Here is a 21,744-nt window from a genome sequence, read left to right as displayed (position 1 = left end):
ATTGCATCAAGATTCCAAGCCATCACAAGGGTATCAGCCGGTGTTTTTGCTGAAGCTTGTTGTGCAACCATCGCCAAAGCTATAAAAGCAGAAACAAGAGAGCTGCTATTTTGTAATATTTTTTTCTTCAAGTTCATAGACTTTTCCTTTTAAAGTTTACTATATAAATTTCCCACACAACAAGCACATGCTTAATAATAAGGTTAGATGACCCATAAGCGCCTCAAACAAAGTATTATTAAAACCTTCAAACAACACCACTTACCAACCACGGACTTCTACCCACACCTATAAGCCAAGACAAACCAAAACATGCAACAACAAACACTCTGACATACAATGAATGCTCCCCCATAACAGAGCCTATTCATGATGTCATAACGCCTACAATTGAAGACTATAAAACCACTATTTTCTCTCTTTTGTCGGGTAAGCTTGTCTCTTCTTTCCTCTCGCCTTTTTATGCTATCAAAAGACTCTTCCTTGTTAGCTTAAGCGCCTTAATAACAAAGAGCTCTAATAACAATTTGACATTTTAACAAAACAGGAAAATTCACCCATCAACCGACATGACCTCCTCCCCCTACAAGAGGAATTTTGAATTTTTCCATAATCCTCTGCCAAATAACAGCTTTTAAATTATATTTTATTTCTAAATAAAAGGAGCATGGTCTCCCCCGATATTCCTTTACGCACCCGCACATAACAAAACTTTTTCAACATTCTATTTAATACCTTTGCTCCTTTAACAACACTCAATTCATTGCTTACATTTTTTCAGAAAAAAAAGATCTTTTCAATGCACTAAGGTTGAAATATCTAAATATAATACCTATATAAGCACACCCTTATTAGAATAGATAGTCTTTTTTAAGTAAACTGTCTTGAAATATTATTTCTATACACGACAATAATAAGTTCGTTACAAAATCTTCAATATACTAGAACTCTCACTCTGATAAGAAATGCTGAAACGTTATAAAATTTCTCTACAAATTCTCGAGACGAAAGGATATCCCTTCATTTAATAAAAGAAGCGCCATGAAAATATCGCAAAAAATGCAATAAAACATGTGTATATTTCAAAAACCAGCACCGTTAACCAGACTAAGGTGATAAACTCAAAAAAGTAAGAAAAAATAAAAAAATGTTTTTCCTTTATGATAATAACATCGTTGTACTATGATAATACAATAAAAAACACGATCTTCGAAAGTATCTTAGAATGAAGCGAAAAAAAAAATTATTAAATTCTTTTCATGCGTTTCTTAGAGAAAAATTAAGCCGCGTTAGTCTAAAATTGCTTATTCTTTCATTCTTCATTGGCATCGTAATGAATTTTTTGGGATGGACACCTCGAAACCTCATACAAAAAATAGTAGATTTTTTTCAATCACTATGGGAAGCAGGATTTATAACGCTTACAAATTTCTTCCATATAACTATGACAGGAGCTATTGTTGTTGTGCCTATTTTTCTTATCTTACGAATTTTTCATAAAAAATAAAAGCCTTAACATTTTCCTTGCGTTAATCTTTTCGAAAAATCAAACGACACAAAAATCCTGTAGTAATAGCAATAACCACTGCAACAATACCATATAAAAAACGATACTTGTGCGCTGCATAAAAAATTGTATAAGTGATATGTGCTTTAACAATTTCAAGAGTCGTTGTAGCACTATCAATAAACTGTCCATCACGAAAAAGATAAGCACGAACTTTATAATGTCCAACCGGGATATTTGCTGGCAAACGAAAATGCGCTGTGAAAAGTGTGTCAGAACCAAAACGAACCCCACCCACTTCCTCATAATAAAGGCTTTTAGCTTTTTGCAATTTTATAAGTTCATCGCGAAAGATTTGTATTTTTTTCTGATCTTGTTCATCCGTCTGCAATGGCAAATAGAGTAATCCTAACCCTAAGCGTTTATAATCTTCAATGCTCGTAATATCGCCAATTTCACGTGTTGTGACCATAGAGTAAAAAAGAGGAACCTTTTTAAAAATAAGAGAATCTGTATTGACCCATACACCGGCATTGCGTTTTTTTTCTCGCATCACCATTGTCCGATCTTGTCCCTCCAAGCTTACAACAATATCATAACGGTTCTGTCGAGAATATAACGGATCAATATTTTCTAAAACACCAGCAATATAAAGATCACGACCAGCAAAATTTGCATCCACAGTAATCGTATTCGTTGTTACAATAATTTGGACAGTTTCGTGGTCAACTTGATCAATGAATGTAGCTGGCGTCCCAACATGTGACCATGTAGAAAAAGAAATAAAACAAAAGCAACCTGCAATGATGTATAAAGAAAACAATCTACCCATTTTTATCTCATAAGAATATCCAGAGAGAAAAGATTATCAGGGCGTATAAATAATTGAAAAGCAAGACGCATACACACAATCAACACTAAAAATGCAAGTGCCATACGCAATTGTTCAGCCTTTAACTTCCGTCCAACTCGTGTTCCATATTGCGCACCAATACTTCCTCCAAGCATTAACAAAAAAGCCAAGACAATATCAACGGACTGATTAGTCATACTTTGCAAAACTGTCGTGAAAGAAGACACAAATGTAATCTGAAAAAGTGAAGTCCCAATCACCACACTGGTTGGAACACGCAGAAGATAAATCAATGCTGGTATCATAAAGAAACCCCCACCAATTCCCATAATAGAAGACAACAACCCCACAATGAGACCAATCCCTAAAACTGGAATAATGCTAACATATATCATAGATGTCCGAAAACGCATTTTTAAGGGTAAGCGATGAATCCAGTTATGTCGACCAGCAAGACGAATATTGGCTTTTCCTGCCTTACGCTTGCGCATCATATCATACCAACTTTCAACGATCATCAAGCTTCCTACACTTCCAAGAAGAATCACATAAAGAAGCGAAATCATTAAGTCTAATTGACCTAACTTTTTCAAAACAGAGAAAACCTGAATCCCGATTAAAGAACCAATCCCTCCTCCAAGCGCCAAAAGAATACCAAGTTTAATATCGAGCGTACGTCTTCTAAAATGTGTAATTGCTCCTGTTACAGATGACGCAATCATCTGGTTGGCACCTGTTCCAACAGCAATAGCAGGAGGAATATTATAAAAAATCAATAACGGCGTGATGAGAAACCCACCACCGATTCCAAAAAGGCCTGAAAAAAAACCAGCAACGACTCCCATACCAATCAAGATCAGCATATTGAGTGACATTTCAGCAATTGGTAAATAAATACTCACTTACAGAACCTTCAAGATAATTTGAGTTTTTTTTAACAATTAGAGAATCCTTCTCCAATTATCCTCTTTTCCAATAATCTCTGTTGCGTGTTTAAAGGATAATTTTAGTTTCTATAGCTTCCGCACAAACACGAATGCGCAATACATTTCACATCTATTAACATCAACATCATAAAAATTAAAAAAAACGAGCTCCTTTTAAAAAGCTATAAAAACATAACGTTATCGCTACCACGAATGCAACGGTTAAAAAACAAAGAATACCTTTTTTTACCAAATAAGATAAAAACGAGACATGTTCCCGAGACTGCGTTCTTAAAGAAGAAAAATCATTCTCAATACAATGATTAGATGCCTGAGCACCCATCATCCCCTTTTCTTCTATCACAGCATGCTTCACTACTCCCTCAGCCTTTTTAAAAGAAGATTTCAGAGCATCACTGGGCAAAGGGCTTCTATTTTCTTGCTGCAACGTATTTTCAACATTTGTTTGGAGTGAAATTATGCTGTTTTCTTTCGAAAAATTTTCCACCTTTTGAAGTAATAAGTGTTCTTGATTTCCCTCACATTCCATGTGAGCAAGTTTTTGTACAACAGAATCAGGTGATTTTGAACGAGACACCCGTCGTGTTACCGCTGCTTCTTCTAAGCTTTTTTTTTCACTCTGCAAACTTTGAACAATTGTTTTAATCTGCTCTAAAAACTGGAAAAGCTTTTTTTCTCTTTGACGACGTATATAATGTTCAGCCAAAATGGCCCGACTAATATCATCTAAGTAAGATTTAAAATGCTCTTCTACAGAACTCTGCTGCATTAAAGAACGGGGCGAATGCTTCATTTGCATTTGCGCATAAACGGTGCGTAATTTTTGAGCAATATCCGACATCGTTACTTCTACAGAAGTATCCATTCTCTCTTTCTGTTCAACAAAAGAAAAGACTTTATCGTTCCTAACCTGTTTGGTCGCCTGGTCGATCGTATGACCCTTCGTATTCACAAACGCCTACCCCTCATTAACCTTTTTGAAAAGAATCGCAACAAATGATGAGAAAGTGTGCTCTATTTTAGTAAATAGAGCTTTAAGAACTCCCAAAAACTTTTGTATTAGAAATATTTTCCCCAATTTTTATCCAAAATATTTGAAAGAAAGATCTTTGATTTTTCTGTCTTCAAGATTTGAAGAGCAAAATCATTCCCCCCATTTTTATCTTTTTCACTTAATTTTTCATTGCATAAAGGACCTATTGCACCATCATAAACAAAGCATAAGAAGCTAAAAAAGAATATTCTCACAAGACAGATTGATTTTTTTACTTTTTATTCAAGCAAATAAGGCAATTATGGCAATGCAAAAATATGAAGATTGAAAATGACGACGAGAAAGTACAAGTAAACATAAAAAAGCTTATACGAAAGAGAACACAAGTTATAAATTGAGACTTCATTCTAAACAATTTGGTTTCTTATGAGTATTGCTATAAACTTGTAACATACAAACAAAGAGGATCATTATGAAGATAATTGTCGCTGTCAAACGTGTTGTTGATTATAACATCAAGATACGCGTCAAACCCGATAGTACAGGCGTTGATCTGTCTCACGTAAAAATGTCTATGAATCCTTTTGATGAGATAGCCGTGGAGGAGGCCATTCGCCAAAAAGAATCCGGTAAAATTTCAGAAGTTCTTCTTGTTTCAATTGGCCCAGAAGCAGCTCAAGAAACTCTACGAACAGGACTTGCAATGGGAGCTGATCGCGCACTTCTTGTCACAACGGATCAAACACTTGAACCCTTAGCAATTGCTAAGATTCTCAAAACCATTGTTGATGAAGAAAAACCCGACATGGTCTTTTTAGGAAAACAAGCAATTGATGACGATAGCAACCAAACAGGACAAATGCTCGCTGCTCTTCTTGGGTGGGGACAAGCAACTTTTGCCTCACATCTTAACATAGAAAATGGGCATGCTACAGTTACTCGTGAAGTTGATAATGGAACACAAACCCTTTGTCTTCCCCTTCCCATGGTTATGACCGCCGATCTACGGCTCAATGAACCGCGTTACACCTCTCTCCCCAATATCATGAAAGCAAAAAAGAAAATTATTGAACAAAAATCTCTTACTGATCTTGGCGTCGATACGAAAGCACGCTTAACAATTTTAAGCGTTGAAGAGCCAAAACCCCGTCAATCCGGTATAAAAGTGGCAAATGTAGTAGAACTTGTCAGAGCCTTAAAACAGAAGAACTGCATTTAATATTCTCACCACTAGAGTAAAAGCAACACTCACATAAAAGGGCAAAAACTTATGGCAATTCTTTTATTGGCCGATCATAATACAGAAGAAACAGCAAAAGTACTCACCGCTGCACGCGTACTCAGTAATGATATCGATATTCTGGTTTGCGGAGAAAAAATTCAAACGATAGCGGAAAATAGTGCTAAACTTAATGGTGTGCGGCAAGTTCTTATTGCAAAAGCAGACTATTTAGCCCATCAACTTGCCGAGCCTATGGCAGATACAATTCTCATGTTAGCAAAGGATTATGATGTGATCATGGCAGCATCCAGCAGTACTGGGAAAAATGTGATGCCGCGCGTAGCAGCTCTTCTTGATCTTATGCAAATTTCAGATATTACCGCCATTCTTTCACCCAATACCTTCAAACGACCAATTTATGCAGGCAATGCATTTGAAACTGTACGCACCAATGATTATAAAAAGATTATAACAGTTCGCACCGCTTCTTTCACCCCAACGCCTTCCCAAAATAATTCTGCTCCCATTAAAACAATAACACCAGCTCCCAATCCAAATCTTTCTTCTTTCGTAAAAGCAGAGACAAACAAAAGTGATCGTCCTGATCTCACCTCAGCACGTGTTATTATATCAGGCGGGCGTGGTCTTGGTTCTCAAGAGAAATTTATGTCCCTGCTTCTTCCTCTTGCAAACAAATTAAATGCTGCTTTAGGTGCCAGCCGCGCAGCAGTGGATGCAGGCTATGCTCCCAATGATTGGCAAATTGGACAAACAGGAAAAGTCGTTGCCCCTGAACTCTATATCGCCGTTGGCATTTCCGGTGCAATCCAGCATTTAGCCGGTATAATGGATGCACAAATTATTGTTGCCATTAATAAAGATGAAGAAGCTCCCATCATGCAAATTGCCGATTATACCCTTGTAGGTGATCTCCACCAAATTATTCCAGAATTGGAGAAAGCTTTATAAGCCATGAAAGCACCTCTGCATGACCAACGTGAAAGTATGGAGTTTGACATAGTCATTGTCGGAGCAGGACCTGCAGGGCTTTCTGCCGCAATTCGTTTTAAACAAATTAATCCTGAGCTTTCTGTCACAATTGTTGAAAAAGGGACCGAAGTTGGTGCACATATTCTCTCTGGCGCAGTTGTTGACCCCATTGGTATCGATACACTCTTATCAGAATGGCGAAATGACAATGATCATCCCTTCACGACCCCTGTTACCCGTGACCAATTTTTTTTTCTAAAGCCTCAAAAGGCTACAATATTTCCTAATATTCTGCATCCCAAAATCTTATCAAATGACGGGTGTTATATCGTTTCGCTTGGAAACGTTTGCCGCTGGTTAAGCAAAAAAGCTGAAGCATTGGGTGTTGAAATCTATCCTGGTTTCGCAGCAACAGAACCCATCATCCAAAAAGATAACGGAGCTATTATTGGTGTTCTCACCGGAGATATGGGGCTTAACAAAGATGGAACTCCTGGAAAAAATTATATGCCTGGTATGGCTTTATTGGCAAAATATACTTTAATTGCGGAAGGAGCACGCGGCTCAATTGCAAAACAACTGATACAACATTTCAACCTTAGCAAAAATCGTGAACCACAAAAATTTGGTCTTGGTCTCAAAGAGCTCTGGGAAATTGATCCCAACAAACACCAACGCGGTTTAGTGCAACATTTCACGGGTTGGCCCTTAGACAATAATACCGGTGGCGGTGGCTTTATTTATCACCAAGAAAACAATATCATTTCTGTCGGTTTTGTTGTGCACTTAGATTATAAAAATCCTTATCTTTCTCCCTTTGAAGAATTTCAACGTTTTAAAACACATCCAAAACTCTATAAAATCTTTAAAGGTGCAAAGCGTCTTTCCTATGGTGCACGTGTTATCAGCGAAGGAGGTTGGCAATCTGTACCAAAACTCACCTTTCCTGGTGGGGCACTTATTGGCTGCTCTGCTGGATTTGTCAATGTTCCTCGTATCAAAGGATCACACAATGCCATCTTATCTGGCATATTAGCTGCCGATAAAATCGCTACCGCTCTTGCACAAGGGCGTGCCCATGATGAGGTTAAAGAAATCGAAGAACAATGGCGAAAAGGGCTCATTGGCAAAGATCTTTATAAAGTGCGAAATGCCAAACCGCTCTGGGCAAAATATGGGACAAAATATGGAATTAAACTTGCCGGTTTTGATATGTGGTGGCAACAACTGTTCGGATTTTCCTTATTTAAAACACTCTCCCATGGAAAGGAAGATTATGCATGCCTTGAATCAGCAGAAAAATTTCAACCCATTGCTTACCCAAAACCAGATGGCGTTATAACCTTTGATCGCCTTTCAAGTGTTGCCCTTTCCAATACGCATCATGAAGAAAATCAACCTTGCCATTTAAAAATAGCCTCATTAAAAAAGCAAAAGGACTCTGAATATGCAATCTACGGAGGACCTTCCACAAACTATTGCCCCGCCGCTGTCTACGAGTGGCTAGAGTATAATGATCATCTGACTTATATGATCAACGCTTCAAATTGTATACATTGTAAAACGTGTGACATCAAAGACCCAAACCAAAATATCACTTGGATCTGTCCGCAAGGCAATGAGGGCCCCTTCTATCCCAATATGTAATTTTCCAATGTATAATCATTGTTCATTCTCCTAAAATTGAAATATACAAAACGCAATGGATAAAAATATTTCCCTCAGATCAGAAATCTATCAATTATCTTCCTGCATACGTTCTTTCACAATGTAAAAAGAACTCTATTCTCATATAAAATACTCTCCCTACCGCATGACTTTTTTCAATAGAAAAACATAACATATTTTTATCAAAATTTTTTTATTTAAATGACAAAACAATAATGAATATATTCATGACAATTCTGCGATAAAGGAACAGCCGCGGTTCTCGAAAACCTGAAGGAAAGTAAGCCTGTTCTACTTTACCCCCTCTCCCATATGATCCAAAATGCTTTTAGCCCTCTCATAAGAAACATCAATCGTTTTAACTAGCCAAGAGCAAAACCTACGGAGGTACAATTCAAGTTTATTTTTTCTCCTACACTTGTCAAGTAATGCTCACTCAAGAAAAACCACGAATGAATGTAGAAAAAACATTGTGAGATAAAGAGATAAAGAGCATGCTTGTTCAAGCCCTTTATAATGTTTCTACTGATAATGACACGAAAAAATCTTTAATCTCACATTAACCCTTTATTTTTGCATCAAGGATAATCGCCTTGCATCTAACCTTTACCAATATACTGTAATGAATGTGTACAAATACCGTAAGAATAAGCAGATGCCAAGCCATGGAGACTATCGCTATTAGCAAAACACCTGATAAAAAACAAAATAGCTTTCATGACCACTCTATGACGCGTTTTATAGAGTTGTTTTTTTATAAAGCTTGTGCTTTCGCTATTGCTTGTAAATCAACATCCAAATTGAACACAAGTGGTATATTTAAAAGAAAGATTAAGGTGAATGAAAGCTCTGCACGCCGTTCCAGCTCTTGTAGCTAGAGCAAAAATATTGCATATTCTATTTGAGTAATCTCTGAAACGAAAATACAGCTTCATTTAGCAAGAATATGAAATCTGAAAGGAAAAAAACTATTTTTCTCTTTACTATCATCTGTCCATTCGGTTTTAAAACTTTCAAAAGCATCACAATATCCTCTAAAAAGAAGAGATAACGTATTGTCCCCGCTTTTATTACTTACGTTTTTTTATGGGAGCATATCCTTCAGAAAAAATAAGGTATCCAAAATTAAAGCAAACTTGTGTTGTTCAGTCATGGGCTTATTTTTAAGAATAGCTCTCAACACATATCAAACAATTATTTCGCGACACTATCCGAAAAAGGTATAACGCACTCCTGTGAACGAACAGTTCCACATTTACGAAATAAAAAGCACAAGCTAATAGCATCATTTTCTCTGCGATCCCCAATGATGCGATAATCTTTGCTTTGAGAAGGTTTCAAGATGCACGAAAATGATTTTGATTAATTGACTATAAGAAGAACTAAGATAATTTTACGATATTTAAAGCTCCTAATCAATAAGCAAAATAATAAATTCTCCATTATAAATCAAATCTTTAAGATAAAATTTAGCCTTAAACTTTTCTAAGGTACTCATTATACTGTATACTGTTAAAGCTGTAGAGAATATGAAAAAATAAAGTATTTTTCTGATAAGAGCTTATATTTGATTAATAACAATACAGTCAGCTGCCAGTTAACTGTATGTGTTTCAAAAGGAGTTATTTACATTTGCTCAGAAAAATATTTTGGATATCAATAGAATATTTGAAAAATCGGCGTTATGGAAATAATCTAAAAAGCTTAGCTTTTAAAAGAGCACAAACAAGCATGAGATGATAACATGCGCAAAATTGTTTTTTGGTTCTCGAAGGAAAAACTTTATAGAAAATCATGGGGCTGATAGAATATTGGTTACATTTGGAATTTGTTTTACTGGAAAAAATAACGCGGATCAAAATAGATAATAATGTTAAATTAAGACGTTAAATATGAAATTATCTTATTGTAGTGTAATCGATTATTCGAGTAAGGTAAGCCTTTGTAATGATAAAAAATGTGCTGGTAAAAAATGAGCCAAAATGGCTTATGAGTATGGATAAAAATCTTGTGGTGAGGAGAGTTTAATGAAAAGAAAAGAGCATGTGTGAAAAAGCATATTTTATAGGTGCGCATGCTTATTCTGCACCCGTTATAGAATCAGGGCTTTATCTTGTGGCAACACCTATCGGAAATCTTGCAGATATTACGCTTCGTGCTTTGCAAGTACTTGCAGGAATTGATATTTTAGCGTGTGAGGATACGCGAGTAACACGTGTTTTGTTGGAACGTTACGGTATTCAAAAAAAACCTTTTCTCTATCATGAATATAATGCGCAAAAAGCGGGTCCGAAGCTCTTAGCGGCTTTAGCAGAAAACAAAACAGTAGCACTTGTTTCAGATGCCGGAACACCACTTATTTCTGATCCTGGATTTCGATTGGTGGAAGAGTCCCGTAAAGCTGGTCATAAAATTATTCCTATTCCTGGAGCATCCGCTCTTTTAGCCGCTCTTATACCGACAGGGCTTCCTACTGATAGCTTTTTTTTTGCAGGTTTTTTGAGTGCACGAAAGCTACAGCGCCGAAAACGGTTGGAACAATTAAAAGAGATTCCAGCAACTTTGATTTTTTATGAATCACCGCATCGTCTTGTTGAAACTTTACAGGATATGGTCACTCTTTTTTCGGCTGATCGACCTGCTGCCATTTGTCGTGAATTAACAAAAAAGTTTGAAACAGTAGATGTTTCCAATTTGGGAAATTTGTTAGAAAATTACAGAAAACAAGCACATATTCGTGGGGAAATTGTTGTCCTTGTTGGAGAATCATCTTCTTCTTTAAATGTGATAAGTGATCAAGAAATTGATGAAATGCTATTAGAACGCGCACGGACACATTCTGCTGCTCAAGCGGCAGCTTTTGTTGCAAAAAAAACTGGTTTTAAAAAGCAGGAACTTTTTCAGCGATTAATCTTTTTAAAAAATGCGTAAAATGATACAAAAAAAACGCAGACAAAAGTCTTTTTATCGAGGGGTTCGTGCAGAAAAATTGGCAGCTTGGTGGCTACGTTGCAAAGGGTTTCACATTGCCGAAAGGCGTTTTAAAACAAAATGTGGAGAAATTGATTTAATTGCACGACGCGGAAATCTTGTGTTAATCGTTGAAGTTAAAGCACGTTCAACGTTGGCTGAAGCAATGGAAGCGGTTTCCCGAATGAATGAAAAGCGAATTAAGGCAGCTGCCGATATTTGGCTCGCACGGCAAAAAGATTATGCCCTTTTGTCTGTACGCTTTGATTTAATTGCAATTTTACCTTGGCGTTGGCCACAGCATATCCCTGCATTTTTTACATCTAATCAATAAACGGCACCCCCCGTTTTAACCATATTCAATAAAAAACATTTCGTTTTTATGTGCATATGCGTTAAAAAGTGTGTAATAATTAAGCGCTATAAGGAGCGAAATATGGATGATTATGAAAAGTTTGCAACAGGTTTGCTCATTGTTTTTGGAGCGCTAATTATTGGTGGCTTAATGGCAATGCATATTGTGCTTATGAATAAACCGGGGTTTTTATTTGCATTAGCCGCAGCTGTTGTTGGTTGGTTTTCTGCTTTTGCCGTTCTCTTTGACAAGCCTAAAATCTATTTGGGCTTGATTATTTTTGCTATGTTATGTGTTGCTTCTTCAATTAGCGTTTATGTTAGTTAAAACACCTGAAATGTTGATTGAAATTCCTTTTAAAAGATGAAACTGAGAAATAGATAATGAGACTTGGCTTTTTGGGAACGGGTACAATCAGTGCTTCAATGGTGAATGGCTTAATGAAAAGCAACTTTGATGTTTCTTCCATTATTGTTTCGCCTCGCAATGCACAAACAGCAAAGCGCCTTTCACGCACTTATGATAAAGTTATGATTGCTGAAAATAACCAAGCGTTGCTCGATGTTAGTGATTGTGTTTTTCTTTGCTTGCCCAACCAAATTGCAGAAGACGTTTTGTGCTCTCTTCGTTTTCGTCCAGAACAGCTGGTTATTTCCGTACTTGCTATGGCAAAAGCAGCAGAAATAGAAAAGTGGATTAATCATAAAGTTTATCGTGCTGTTCCATTACCTTTTGTTGCAGAATGCAAAAATTTGACACCAATCTATCCCAATCATCCCTTTTTACGCACTTTATTTGATGCATTGGGGGGCACATTGGTGCTGGATAAGGAAGAGCAGTTTAATCTTTTTATGACAGCTGGTTCACTTATGGGAGTATATTTTAATTTTATAGAAACTGCCCATCAATGGTTTATAACACAAGGGTTAAAAAAACAGCAATCAGCAGAATTCCTTACCATGATGTTTGGAAATCTTACAGATGAAATGCGTAAAACTATAGCAACGGATCGTTCTGTATCTCTCGATTTTGCACTGCTTGAAAAAGAGTTTTCAACAAAGGGTGGAACAAATGAATTTTTGTCAAATTACTTTTCTCATCAAGGAGGAAGGAATGCTTTAACAACAGCTCTTGAGGCTACTTTGCAAAAAATGAATGCTTCTAAAAAGAAATGTTGAGATTTATATCAAGAAAACTCGTATCAAAAAATGATTTTTAAAATATTTTTTACAACCTTTTACAATTTTTCTAAAATATTTTTATTTTCGGTCTTCTTCTTTTTGCCTCAAGTCCAATATTTTTTTCTACCTCATGGCTCTATCTCTTCTAATTTGGGTCCCCTTCAGGTTACCCAAACGTATGAATAATTTTTTGTTTATTTAACCTATATACTCCACTCACACATTAAAACTTCCCCTTACAAAGAAGCAACTATTTTTACGTCTTCCATAATTGTGTTTTAATAAACTCTCTTAAACAAACATCCATTTAAAAAAGTTGATTTTTTATTTGATCAACAATTTTACGATACAGTTTAGTATGCTCTTCACTAGGCTTAGCAACAAAAATAGGGATCCCCTCATCTGAAGAAAATCGTAAAGCTGCATCAAGCGGTATTTCCGCTAAGAAAGGGACTTCTCGACGTTCCGCTTCTGCCCGTGCACCACCATAGCCAAAAATATCATAGCGTTTTCCCGTATCAGGAGCGATAAAATAACTCATATTCTCAATGATTCCTAAAATAGGAACATTGACTTTCATGAACATTTCTATTGCTTTACGCGCATCCACTAAAGCAAGGTCTTGGGGCGTAGAGACAACCAACGCACCTGTTAATTGTACCTGTTGTGCAAGCGTTAGTTGTGCATCCCCTGTACCGGGCGGCATATCAACGACTAAAACGTCCAGAGGTCCCCATAAAACGTCTCGTAACAATTGCGTTACCGCTGCCATAACCATAGGACCACGCCATACTACCGGCTTTTCTTCCTCAACCAAAAATCCCATCGACATCAATTTAAGTCCGAATTTTTCAAGAGGTTGAATTTTTTTTTCTCCAATGAGCTGTGGTTTTTGATTAACAAGTCCTGTCAAACGCGGCAAAGATGGACCATAAATATCAGCATCCATCACCCCCGTCTTGAAACCAGAATCTTGTAAAGCTAAGGCGATATTTATTGCCATCGTCGATTTTCCGACCCCTCCTTTTCCAGAAGCAACAGCAATCACATGCTGCACACCTTCTATGGGCATTTTGATCGGTAAGAGATTTGCTCTCCGACTAGGTGCTGTCTTTGTTATTTTTTCTGCTGTAAGTGTAACAACAGCAGATTTCACTCCCTCCAAAGCACATACCACCTTTTCAGCAGAACGACGCAATGATTCCCATTTTTGCACACCTCCATCAGGAACTGTAATGGAAAAGAAAACCTTACCATCAGCAATCAATATTTCTGAAAGAAGACCCAACGACACAATATCGCTTTCAAGATCTGGTCCTTTGATTGTACGTAATACGTTACGGACAGCCTCACTTGTGATAAGATCCATGTTCTTTCCTCTCTATAAAAATACCAGCAAATATAAGCATAAGAACGAAAAATACTTACAAGGTTCATCACCTGATAATTTTCTACTTTACTCAGCATTATAAAGTATACATCTCTTATCTCTTTAAAAATATGAAACCATCCTTAAAATAAAGAAGCTCAAACATAAAATCTGCTATAAAATCCTATCAATCACGTTTGTGCTACAACCACTTTAATAAATATTCTGATAAAAATTTTGTAAAAAAAAACTGAAAAAAACTCTTAATCTTAAAGGATATTTTAAATTTAGCATACAGTAATCAGTCACATCTTCTTTAATTCTTTAAGTCCCTAGCCATTTATGTTCTGTAGATTCAATCGTTATTTTCTAACACTCCTACAGTATTGTAAAAAAGCATCACAGATAGTTATAAGGTGTTTTGTATTCTTTCAAGAGAGAGAAAAACAATCTAAGATTGACTTTTTTTATATTTTTCCTTATGGGTTAACAGCCGTATGATAGGATAAAATTGTTTATCTCGCGCATAACTACTCATAAAACGAAGATTAAGAAGGGCCGCACTCCGCGGTATTTAAATAAATGAAACGTACTTACCAACCCTCTAAACTTGTCCGTAAACGCCGCCATGGGTTTCGTGCACGCATGGCCACAGCTGGAGGACGTAAAGTTATTGCTGCAAGACGTGCTCGTGGACGTAAGCGGCTTTCTGCTTAACCATTTAAATTTTCACAACCGTTGAGAATTGCTCATCGTTTCTTCGTTGTGAAACTTTTATTATGAACCTACAATGTCTGCTTGCAGGCATTTAATGAAATTGCGAAATATTCTTTTATGAAGAAAAAACATCCCTGCCGTATTCGCAAAAGAGCAGACTTTTTGGCTGTCCGTACAGGAGAAAAACGACGTGGTCCTTTATTTTTGCTCGAAGTTAAATCTCGTGAACAAACAACAGAAAGAAAAGATTCTCTTTTTGCACGTGTAGGCTTCACTGTTACCCGTAAAAACGGTAATGCTGTGAAACGTAATCGTATTAAAAGGCGCTTGCGTGAAGCCGTGAGAGTTGGTGTAACAAACCACATGGAAGCAGGAACAGACTATGTCATTGTAGCGTACCGTGATGTGTTATATGCACCTTTTACATCCTTGATTAGTGAATTAAATCGGCGAATAAAACCAAAAATAAAACATCAGCAACAACAACAAGGGTGTACGGATGGAATATAACCGCAATTTCTTTATCGCTATTGGCTTATCTTTCGTAGTGCTCATCGCATGGCAATTTCTTCATGTTGCTCCCAAACAAGCAAAGTTACAAAAACAACAAGTCATCGCACAGCAATTGTCAAAACAACAATCAACCCTTTCTACTACCACGACGAATTTTTCTGACGATACCTCAACGCATCAAGCAACATCTATCATCGAACAGCCAATGACACCTGAAATCCGGAAAGCTGTATTGGCCAAAACAAAGCGTATTGCGATCAAAACCAATGAACTGGAAGGCTCTATTAATCTTGTTGGTGCACAATTTGATGATCTTCACCTCAAAAAATATCGTTTAACAGTCGATAAAAAATCACCGGAAATCGATTTGCTGAATCCTAAGGGTTTCAAAACGACTTACCTTGCTGAATTTGGTTTTGCAAGTGCATCTTTACCAGCAAAAGCTTTGCCACAATCGGATACACAATGGCAAATAGAGGGAAACAATACAATCCTGACTCCTTCAACACCCATCACTTTAATTTATAATAATGGACAAGGACAGATCTTCCGGCGTATTCTTTCTGTTGATGATCATTTCATGTTTACCATTGAAGATTCTATCAGCAATGAAAGTGATCAACCAATATATCTCTCATCCTATGCCCGCGTTGCACGTGCAGCACCACCAGAACATACAAATGCAACCTATTTACTTCATGAAGGTATGATAGGTATTGCAGGAGATTCGCTCAAAACTGAAAAATATAAAACCTTAGCAGAGCTTGACCCGAATTCTGATAATGGGCAGAAAAGTATGACTTTCTCCAAAGTAACAGGAGGTTGGATTGGTATTACCGATAAATATTGGGCTGTAGCAGTTATTCCCCCGCAAAATAAAGAATATACAAGCCGTTTTATTTATTTTGATCGTTTGCAAACGCATTATCAGTCTGACTTGCTAGGATCGCTTTTAACGATTGCTCCAAATGAAACAAAAACTATTACAAATCGGCTTTTTGCTGGTGCAAAACAAGTTGAAATTATTAATAACTATCAAAATGATCTAAAAATCAAAAAGTTTGCTCTTTTAATTGACTGGGGTTGGTTTGATTTCATCACCAAACCAATGTTTTCTCTCATTGATGTTCTTTATAAACAAACAGGAAATTTTGGTATCGCCATCCTTCTTGTCACGGTGCTCTTAAAAACTCTTCTTTTTCCTCTAGCCAATAAATCTTATAAATCTATGGCACGCATGAAGCTTTTACAACCGCGGTTGCTAGAAATAAAAGAAAAATATCCCGATGATAGAACCAAGCAACAACAAGCAATAATAGAACTATATAAAACCGAAAAAATTAATCCCCTTGCTGGTTGTTGGCCAATGTTGGTTCAATTCCCAATATTCTTTGCTCTTTATAAAGTTCTCTATATCACCATTGAAATGCGCCATGCCCCTTTCTTTGGCTGGATTAAAGATTTAGCGGCACCCGATCCAACTTCTCTTTTTAACTTGTTTGGTCTCTTGCCATATACAACGCCAACATTTCTTCTGATTGGTGCATGGCCTTTGATTATGGGAATAACGATGTTTTTACAAATGCGTATGAATCCTGCTCCTCAAGACCAAACCCAAGCGATGATATTCACATGGATGCCTGTTGTCTTTACTTTTATGCTCGCCTCTTTCCCTGTTGGTCTCGTCATCTATTGGGCATGGAATAATATATTATCAATTATTCAGCAAGGTATCATGATGAAGCGCCAAGGAGTTAAAATTGAGCTTTTTGATAATCTGAAAGCCATCTGGAGAAGATCACCCAAAAAAGAAGTGCATGAATGACAAGAGATTCTTCCCTTTCTGGAATTTTTTCTCGTAATTGGATTTTTATTCGTGGTGTACCAGCAATACGCTTTCTCCCCCCCGAAGGACCACCGGAAATTGCATTTGCAGGACGTTCCAACGTTGGAAAATCATCTTTAATCAACGCACTCGTCCAACAAAAAAGCTTAGCACGTACCTCAAATACACCAGGACGGACTCAAGAGCTTAATTATTTTGTCCCCGATGGATTCAGTGGGCAACTAGGAGACCTTCCCCCTCTAGCATTAGTAGATATGCCTGGTTATGGTTTTGCTGCTGCTCCTAAAAATCTTGTTGATGCGTGGACAAATTTGATTTTTAGCTATTTACGGGGGCGCACAACGTTAAAACGTGTATATATCTTGATTGATTCACGGCACGGAATTAAAAATAATGATGAAGATGTTCTTGCTCTCCTTGATAAAGCAGCTGTTTCTTATCACATTGTTTTGACAAAAAGCGATAAAATCAAATCAAATGCCTTGGAAAAATTAATTATGAGCACACAAACAAAGCTTCTTAAACGCTCAGCAGCTTATCCTGAGCTTCTTGTAACCTCTTCAGAAAAAGCTATCGGTTTAGAGGAATTACGTGCTGCCATTTTGCAAACCATCGCATAAGAGAACAATTCCTAGTCATTAACAATTTATTAATTATAATTACTAGCAGCTACTAATGATCTTGTACTTCTAGTCAAGCATCTTTATAAAAATGATTACTTGAAAGAATTCTCTTCAACTCTATTTGATAGTGTAAATTATGCTGACACTTTTTCACTCTCCCCTATCCGCTGCCTCGCGCTTCATACGCCTCATTCTTGGGGAATATGGTGTAACTATTCAACTGATTGAAGAATATGAATGGGCAAGAAGACACGAATTTCTAGCCCTCAATCCCGCTGGTCATGTTCCTGTTTTTCTCGATGAACACGAGGTTCCATTATCAGGTCCTCTTGTTATCTGCGAATATTTAGACGAAACACATGGAAGTTTACGACAAGAAAATAAGCTCTTTCCGGAAAATCCTTTAGATCGTGCGGAAGTACGCCGTCTCAATGACTGGTTCTTAAATAAATTCGAAAATGAAGCAACGCGCCATATCGTACGAGAACGAATCCATAAACGTGAAATGCCACTTGCCATTGGCGGTGGTGCTCCTAATTCACAAATTTTACGCAATGCACGTGCCAATATTTTACCACATATGAACTATCTCAATTGGCTCTGCGCCTCTCGCGATAGCTTAGTCGGTTCTGCCTTGTCCTATGCAGATCTAGCAGCAGCAGCCTCTATTTCTGTACTTGACTTTCTAGGGGAAATTGACTGGGAACAATCTCCTGCTGCCAAAGACTGGTATATGAGAATTAAATCACGCCCTTCTTTTCGTTCTCTTTTAACAGATCGCGTCCGCGGAATTGTTGCAAGTGCTCACTATGCAGATCTTGATTTCTAGCCTTCTCTCACAAACAAAAATAAAAGTGATATTCTATCTAAAGGATATTTATAGGTTTATGAATTTTTATGCATGCGTATAAACAATATAATAATACATTGATTTATGATCGCATTAAACAGAGAATAAAACCCATTATAATTGAATCACAAAAATCACTTTCTTATCGTGTCACAAAAAAGATCAGCACAGGGATAAAAAATACTTAAGAAAGGATTTTAAAGACTCTCTTTAAATACAAGAACTGTAGCATCATTGGAAGCTAGGCAAATAAAATAACAATACTTAACGCATGTTATACTCCATTCTTCCCAATATATGAAAAAACGCATTGCATAATATATATCCTATTTTCTCTATAATAAACAAAGCCTCATCATGCGTTTTTTACAACATAACAATTTTTTCAACTGACTTTCCTAAAAGATGAAGAATCCGGCCAACTCTCGTGTGTAAACAATCCAACTTCTTGTTAGCCCCTTGTTTTTACTCCTTTTTACGTGATTTTATTTATGTATAACATATTGATATACAATGATAAATAATCGTTTTCTTATGCGTCACAAATGGAATTGATGAGTGAAAATGACTAAGTGCCAAGAATTGTTAAAACATTAAAGGCTAACAAAACGTATGATAATGCTGATTTGCTCTATTCATGAAGCATAAAGATAGTGGCGCAAAATAGATTTTATATTATTCATGGATACTCTCTCGTGATACCACTCACGAGCACTATCATAAAATAAGTTTAGAAGAATTGATAAATATATTTCTTTAAGAAAAGCGCATGAATTGACAATATAGGTCTATTTTGTTTGGAAGATCTTATTTTGCATGAAGAACGCTCTCCTTTAAAGAACGAAAGAAACAAAAGCGTAAAGTAATACACAATCTTCATTAGGTTTCATAAGCAAACCTTACTTAAGAATATTCATCACACACTCTAACGAAAAACATCTCTATTTAAATTTGTAGATCTTATATCACTTGCTCTAAACGACAGTGTTTTACAGCACAACAAGATAAATTAAAGCAGGAAAAAAATTTTCTATAAAGAAAAAGAACCATTGGAAAGAAGGCAAGAATTTGCCTATACTGCACAGTAAAGTATCATAAGGAGATAAAAATGCGCCTTACAGTTGTTGGTGCAAATGGAAGAATGGGACGTGAACTCATTACAGCAATCCAGCAGAGGAAAGATGTAGAGCTTTGTGCTGTTCTTGTACGTAAAGGCTCACCGTTTGTAGGAAAAGATGCCAGTGCATTAATTGGTTCAGATTCTCTTGGGATTAGTATCACTGACAATCCCGAAAATGCCTTTTCTAATACAGAAGGTATTTTAGATTTTTCACAACCAGAAGCCAGTATTCTTTATGCTAACTACGCTGCTCAAAAAAGCCTTGTCCATATTATTGGCACCACAGGATTTAGCAAAACAGAAGAAGAAAAAATTGCAGATTTTGCGAAATATACAACTATTGTCAAATCCGGGAATATGAGCCTTGGAATAAATCTTTTAGCCAACCTTGTAAAGAAAGCCGCTAAAGCATTAGAAGCCGATGATTTTGATATCGAAGTTTATGAAATGCATCACGCTAACAAAGTTGATGCTCCTTCTGGAACAGCCCTTCTTCTTGGCCAAGCAGCAGCTGAAGGGCGCAATGTTATGCTTAAAAATGTGCGTGTCAACGAACGCAATGGTCATATAGGTAAACGCAAAAAAGGCACCATTGGCTTTTCTTGTTCACGTGGTGGGACAGTTGTTGGAGAACACAGTGTCATTTTTGCTGGTCCCAATGAGCGCATTGTTCTTTCACACACAGCGCAAGAACGCTCTATCTTTGCCAATGGCGCATTAAAAGCAGCTTTATGGGCACAAAATCATGAAAGCGGTCTTTATTCAATGTTCGATGTTTTGGGATTGAACGATAAATTTTAAACAATCAATAGAATAGAGGCAATTTATAATGGGACGCATACTTACACTAATTCGTCATGGACAAAGTGAATGGAATCTCAAAAACCTTTTTACCGGTTGGAAAGATCCCGATTTAACAGAAAAAGGTCATGCAGAAGCGATAGCAGCAGGAAAAAAACTGAAAGAATATGGTTTGAGGTTTGATATCGCTTATACATCTGCCTTACAGCGAGCTCAAAAAACCGCTCAGCACATTTTAGAGCAAATGGGACAATCAGATTTAGAAGTGATAAAAAATCCCGCATTAAATGAACGTAATTATGGTGATCTTTCTGGTTTAAATAAAGATGAAGTACGCCAACAATGGGGGCAGGAGCAAGTGCAAATGTGGCGCCGCTCCTATACGATTGCGCCGCCGAATGGAGAAAGCCTACGCGATACCGGTGCGCGCATCTGGCCTTATTATCTTTACCATATCCAGCCTTATATTTTGCGCTCCCAAACTGTTTTGATCGCAGCACATGGAAATTCTCTTCGTGCTCTTATTATGGCGCTTGAAGGTCTCTCCGGTGAGGAAATTATATCTCAAGAATTAGCGACCGGCATTCCTATTATTTACACATTTAATCCGGATTCAACAATTTTATCAAAGACAGTCCTCACACCTTAAACTTCTAAAATCATGATCTCCCTTAAAAGTTCAATGCTATCGTTTTAAGCTGAAAAAATAAATTCTATAATTTTATTGACAGAGTTGCTTCATGCGCTTAGATGAATTTTATAAGCCCAGATGGCGGAATTGGTAGACGCGCAGGTTTCAGGTACCTGTGCCGTAAGGCGTGGAGGTTCGAGTCCTCTTTTGGGCACCATTTTGTATCTTTAACATATTAAATATATAGATTTTTTATTTAAAGAGCTATTTTAAGATCAACTTTTAGACCACCTTCTACGGTTTATACAACTTTAGCTAATTTATTCCTTATTTTTCTTTGGAGTGAAGGATAAGATCTCTTTCTTTCTCCATCTCACTGCTCTCCCTAGCTTATATAGCTCTGGGCCCTCCTTGAAGCACCTAATTACGAATCGTGGTTGTGGATACACTAAAAAACTTTGCACACTCACGTGTTATTACATATCCATCTCCATCATCAAATATCATCTTATTACCTTTCTCTTTTTTATATTAATTAAATGGGCGGGGGTGCTGGGAGGCATGTGGAGCACTCCAGTTTTTAAAAA

19 protein-coding genes, 1 tRNA gene and 1 pseudogene are annotated in these 21,744 nt (G+C 36.9%); 16 read left to right on the top strand and 5 right to left on the bottom strand.

Going from position 1 to position 21,744, the window contains the following annotated elements:
* Positions 1 to 1,225: 1,225 nt before the first annotated feature.
* Positions 1,226 to 1,507 (top strand): DUF6460 domain-containing protein, encoded by a 282-nt coding sequence (locus ACFIO5_RS07995; protein WP_375618594.1) that lies wholly within the window; start codon positions 1,226 to 1,228, stop codon positions 1,505 to 1,507.
* A gap of 22 nt (positions 1,508 to 1,529) precedes the next feature.
* On the opposite strand, the gene ACFIO5_RS07990 is transcribed toward ACFIO5_RS07995, so the two are convergent.
* The 3 genes from ACFIO5_RS07990 to ACFIO5_RS07980 all read right to left on the bottom strand — a co-directional run bounded on the left by ACFIO5_RS07990 (position 1,530) and on the right by ACFIO5_RS07980 (position 4,259).
* Entirely contained in the window at positions 1,530 to 2,339 is an 810-nt protein-coding gene (locus ACFIO5_RS07990) for a TIGR02186 family protein (RefSeq protein WP_375701301.1), read from the bottom strand.
* 2 nt (positions 2,340 to 2,341) lie between these two features.
* Complete coding sequence (locus tag ACFIO5_RS07985) at positions 2,342 to 3,262, bottom strand: sulfite exporter TauE/SafE family protein (RefSeq protein WP_375634912.1); 921 nt, start codon at positions 3,260 to 3,262, stop codon at positions 2,342 to 2,344.
* Between the two features lie 178 nt (positions 3,263 to 3,440).
* Entirely contained in the window at positions 3,441 to 4,259 is an 819-nt protein-coding gene (locus tag ACFIO5_RS07980) for a hypothetical protein (RefSeq protein WP_375684174.1), read from the bottom strand.
* 514 nt (positions 4,260 to 4,773) lie between these two features.
* Between ACFIO5_RS07980 and ACFIO5_RS07975 the strand changes: the two genes are divergently transcribed.
* The 7 genes from ACFIO5_RS07975 (at position 4,774) to ACFIO5_RS07945 (ending at position 12,684) form a co-directional block, all read left to right on the top strand.
* Positions 4,774 to 5,520: an electron transfer flavoprotein subunit beta/FixA family protein gene (locus ACFIO5_RS07975; RefSeq protein ID WP_375621633.1), complete on the top strand. Its 747-nt coding sequence runs from the start codon at positions 4,774 to 4,776 to the stop codon at positions 5,518 to 5,520.
* Positions 5,521 to 5,571: 51 nt separating this feature from the next.
* On the top strand, positions 5,572 to 6,492 hold the full coding sequence (locus ACFIO5_RS07970) for an electron transfer flavoprotein subunit alpha/FixB family protein (protein ID WP_375634916.1): 921 nt from the start codon (positions 5,572 to 5,574) through the stop codon (positions 6,490 to 6,492).
* Positions 6,493 to 6,495: 3 nt separating this feature from the next.
* Complete coding sequence (locus ACFIO5_RS07965) at positions 6,496 to 8,160, top strand: electron transfer flavoprotein-ubiquinone oxidoreductase (protein WP_375634918.1); 1,665 nt, start codon at positions 6,496 to 6,498, stop codon at positions 8,158 to 8,160.
* 2,064 nt (positions 8,161 to 10,224) lie between these two features.
* A complete protein-coding gene (rsmI, locus tag ACFIO5_RS07960) occupies positions 10,225 to 11,112 on the top strand; it encodes a 16S rRNA (cytidine(1402)-2'-O)-methyltransferase (protein ID WP_375633239.1) in 888 nt (295 codons plus the stop codon).
* A 4-nt stretch (positions 11,113 to 11,116) separates the two neighbouring features.
* Positions 11,117 to 11,485 carry a YraN family protein gene (locus tag ACFIO5_RS07955; protein WP_375633258.1) on the top strand — a complete coding sequence of 123 codons (369 nt, stop codon included), beginning with the start codon at positions 11,117 to 11,119 and terminating at the stop codon, positions 11,483 to 11,485.
* A gap of 102 nt (positions 11,486 to 11,587) precedes the next feature.
* A complete protein-coding gene (locus ACFIO5_RS07950) occupies positions 11,588 to 11,833 on the top strand; it encodes a hypothetical protein (RefSeq protein ID WP_330168884.1) in 246 nt (81 codons plus the stop codon).
* 56 nt (positions 11,834 to 11,889) lie between these two features.
* Positions 11,890 to 12,684 carry a pyrroline-5-carboxylate reductase gene (locus ACFIO5_RS07945; RefSeq protein ID WP_375634920.1) on the top strand — a complete coding sequence of 265 codons (795 nt, stop codon included), beginning with the start codon at positions 11,890 to 11,892 and terminating at the stop codon, positions 12,682 to 12,684.
* A 310-nt stretch (positions 12,685 to 12,994) separates the two neighbouring features.
* On the opposite strand, the gene ACFIO5_RS07940 is transcribed toward ACFIO5_RS07945, so the two are convergent.
* Positions 12,995 to 14,056 (bottom strand): Mrp/NBP35 family ATP-binding protein, encoded by a 1,062-nt coding sequence (locus ACFIO5_RS07940; protein WP_375705206.1) that lies wholly within the window; start codon positions 14,054 to 14,056, stop codon positions 12,995 to 12,997.
* A gap of 582 nt (positions 14,057 to 14,638) precedes the next feature.
* On the opposite strand from ACFIO5_RS07940, the gene rpmH reads away from it, so the two are divergent.
* The 8 genes from rpmH to ACFIO5_RS07900 all read left to right on the top strand — a co-directional run bounded on the left by rpmH (position 14,639) and on the right by ACFIO5_RS07900 (position 21,374).
* Positions 14,639 to 14,773 (top strand): 50S ribosomal protein L34, encoded by a 135-nt coding sequence (gene rpmH / locus ACFIO5_RS07935; protein ID WP_005864709.1) that lies wholly within the window; start codon positions 14,639 to 14,641, stop codon positions 14,771 to 14,773.
* Between the two features lie 117 nt (positions 14,774 to 14,890).
* The gene (gene rnpA, locus ACFIO5_RS07930) at positions 14,891 to 15,283 is read left to right on the top strand and encodes a ribonuclease P protein component (RefSeq protein WP_375705205.1); all 393 of its coding nucleotides are present in this window, start codon (positions 14,891 to 14,893) and stop codon (positions 15,281 to 15,283) included.
* On the top strand, positions 15,273 to 17,111 hold the full coding sequence (yidC, locus tag ACFIO5_RS07925) for a membrane protein insertase YidC (protein WP_375705204.1): 1,839 nt from the start codon (positions 15,273 to 15,275) through the stop codon (positions 17,109 to 17,111). The genes rnpA and yidC overlap by 11 nt, the downstream gene beginning before the upstream one ends.
* Entirely contained in the window at positions 17,108 to 17,752 is a 645-nt protein-coding gene (gene yihA / locus ACFIO5_RS07920) for a ribosome biogenesis GTP-binding protein YihA/YsxC (protein ID WP_375633243.1), read from the top strand. The genes yidC and yihA overlap by 4 nt, the downstream gene beginning before the upstream one ends.
* 139 nt (positions 17,753 to 17,891) lie before the next feature.
* Complete coding sequence (locus ACFIO5_RS07915) at positions 17,892 to 18,584, top strand: glutathione S-transferase family protein (RefSeq protein ID WP_375633244.1); 693 nt, start codon at positions 17,892 to 17,894, stop codon at positions 18,582 to 18,584.
* Positions 18,585 to 19,713: 1,129 nt separating this feature from the next.
* Complete coding sequence (gene dapB / locus ACFIO5_RS07910; RefSeq protein WP_375633245.1) at positions 19,714 to 20,526, top strand: 4-hydroxy-tetrahydrodipicolinate reductase; 813 nt, start codon at positions 19,714 to 19,716, stop codon at positions 20,524 to 20,526.
* 28 nt (positions 20,527 to 20,554) lie between these two features.
* Positions 20,555 to 21,175: a 2,3-bisphosphoglycerate-dependent phosphoglycerate mutase gene (locus ACFIO5_RS07905; protein WP_375633246.1), complete on the top strand. Its 621-nt coding sequence runs from the start codon at positions 20,555 to 20,557 to the stop codon at positions 21,173 to 21,175.
* Between the two features lie 114 nt (positions 21,176 to 21,289).
* Positions 21,290 to 21,374 (top strand) — tRNA-Leu (locus tag ACFIO5_RS07900).
* 103 nt (positions 21,375 to 21,477) lie between these two features.
* On the opposite strand, the pseudogene ACFIO5_RS07895 reads toward ACFIO5_RS07900, so the two are convergent.
* A pseudogene (locus ACFIO5_RS07895) lies at positions 21,478 to 21,664 on the bottom strand (helix-turn-helix transcriptional regulator).
* Between the last annotated feature and the right edge of the window lie 80 nt (positions 21,665 to 21,744).

Source organism: Bartonella sp. AA86SXKL (assembly GCF_042196885.1).
The sequence above is the reverse complement of the archived record's forward strand: the minus strand, read 5'-3'. Positions and strand labels throughout refer to the sequence as shown.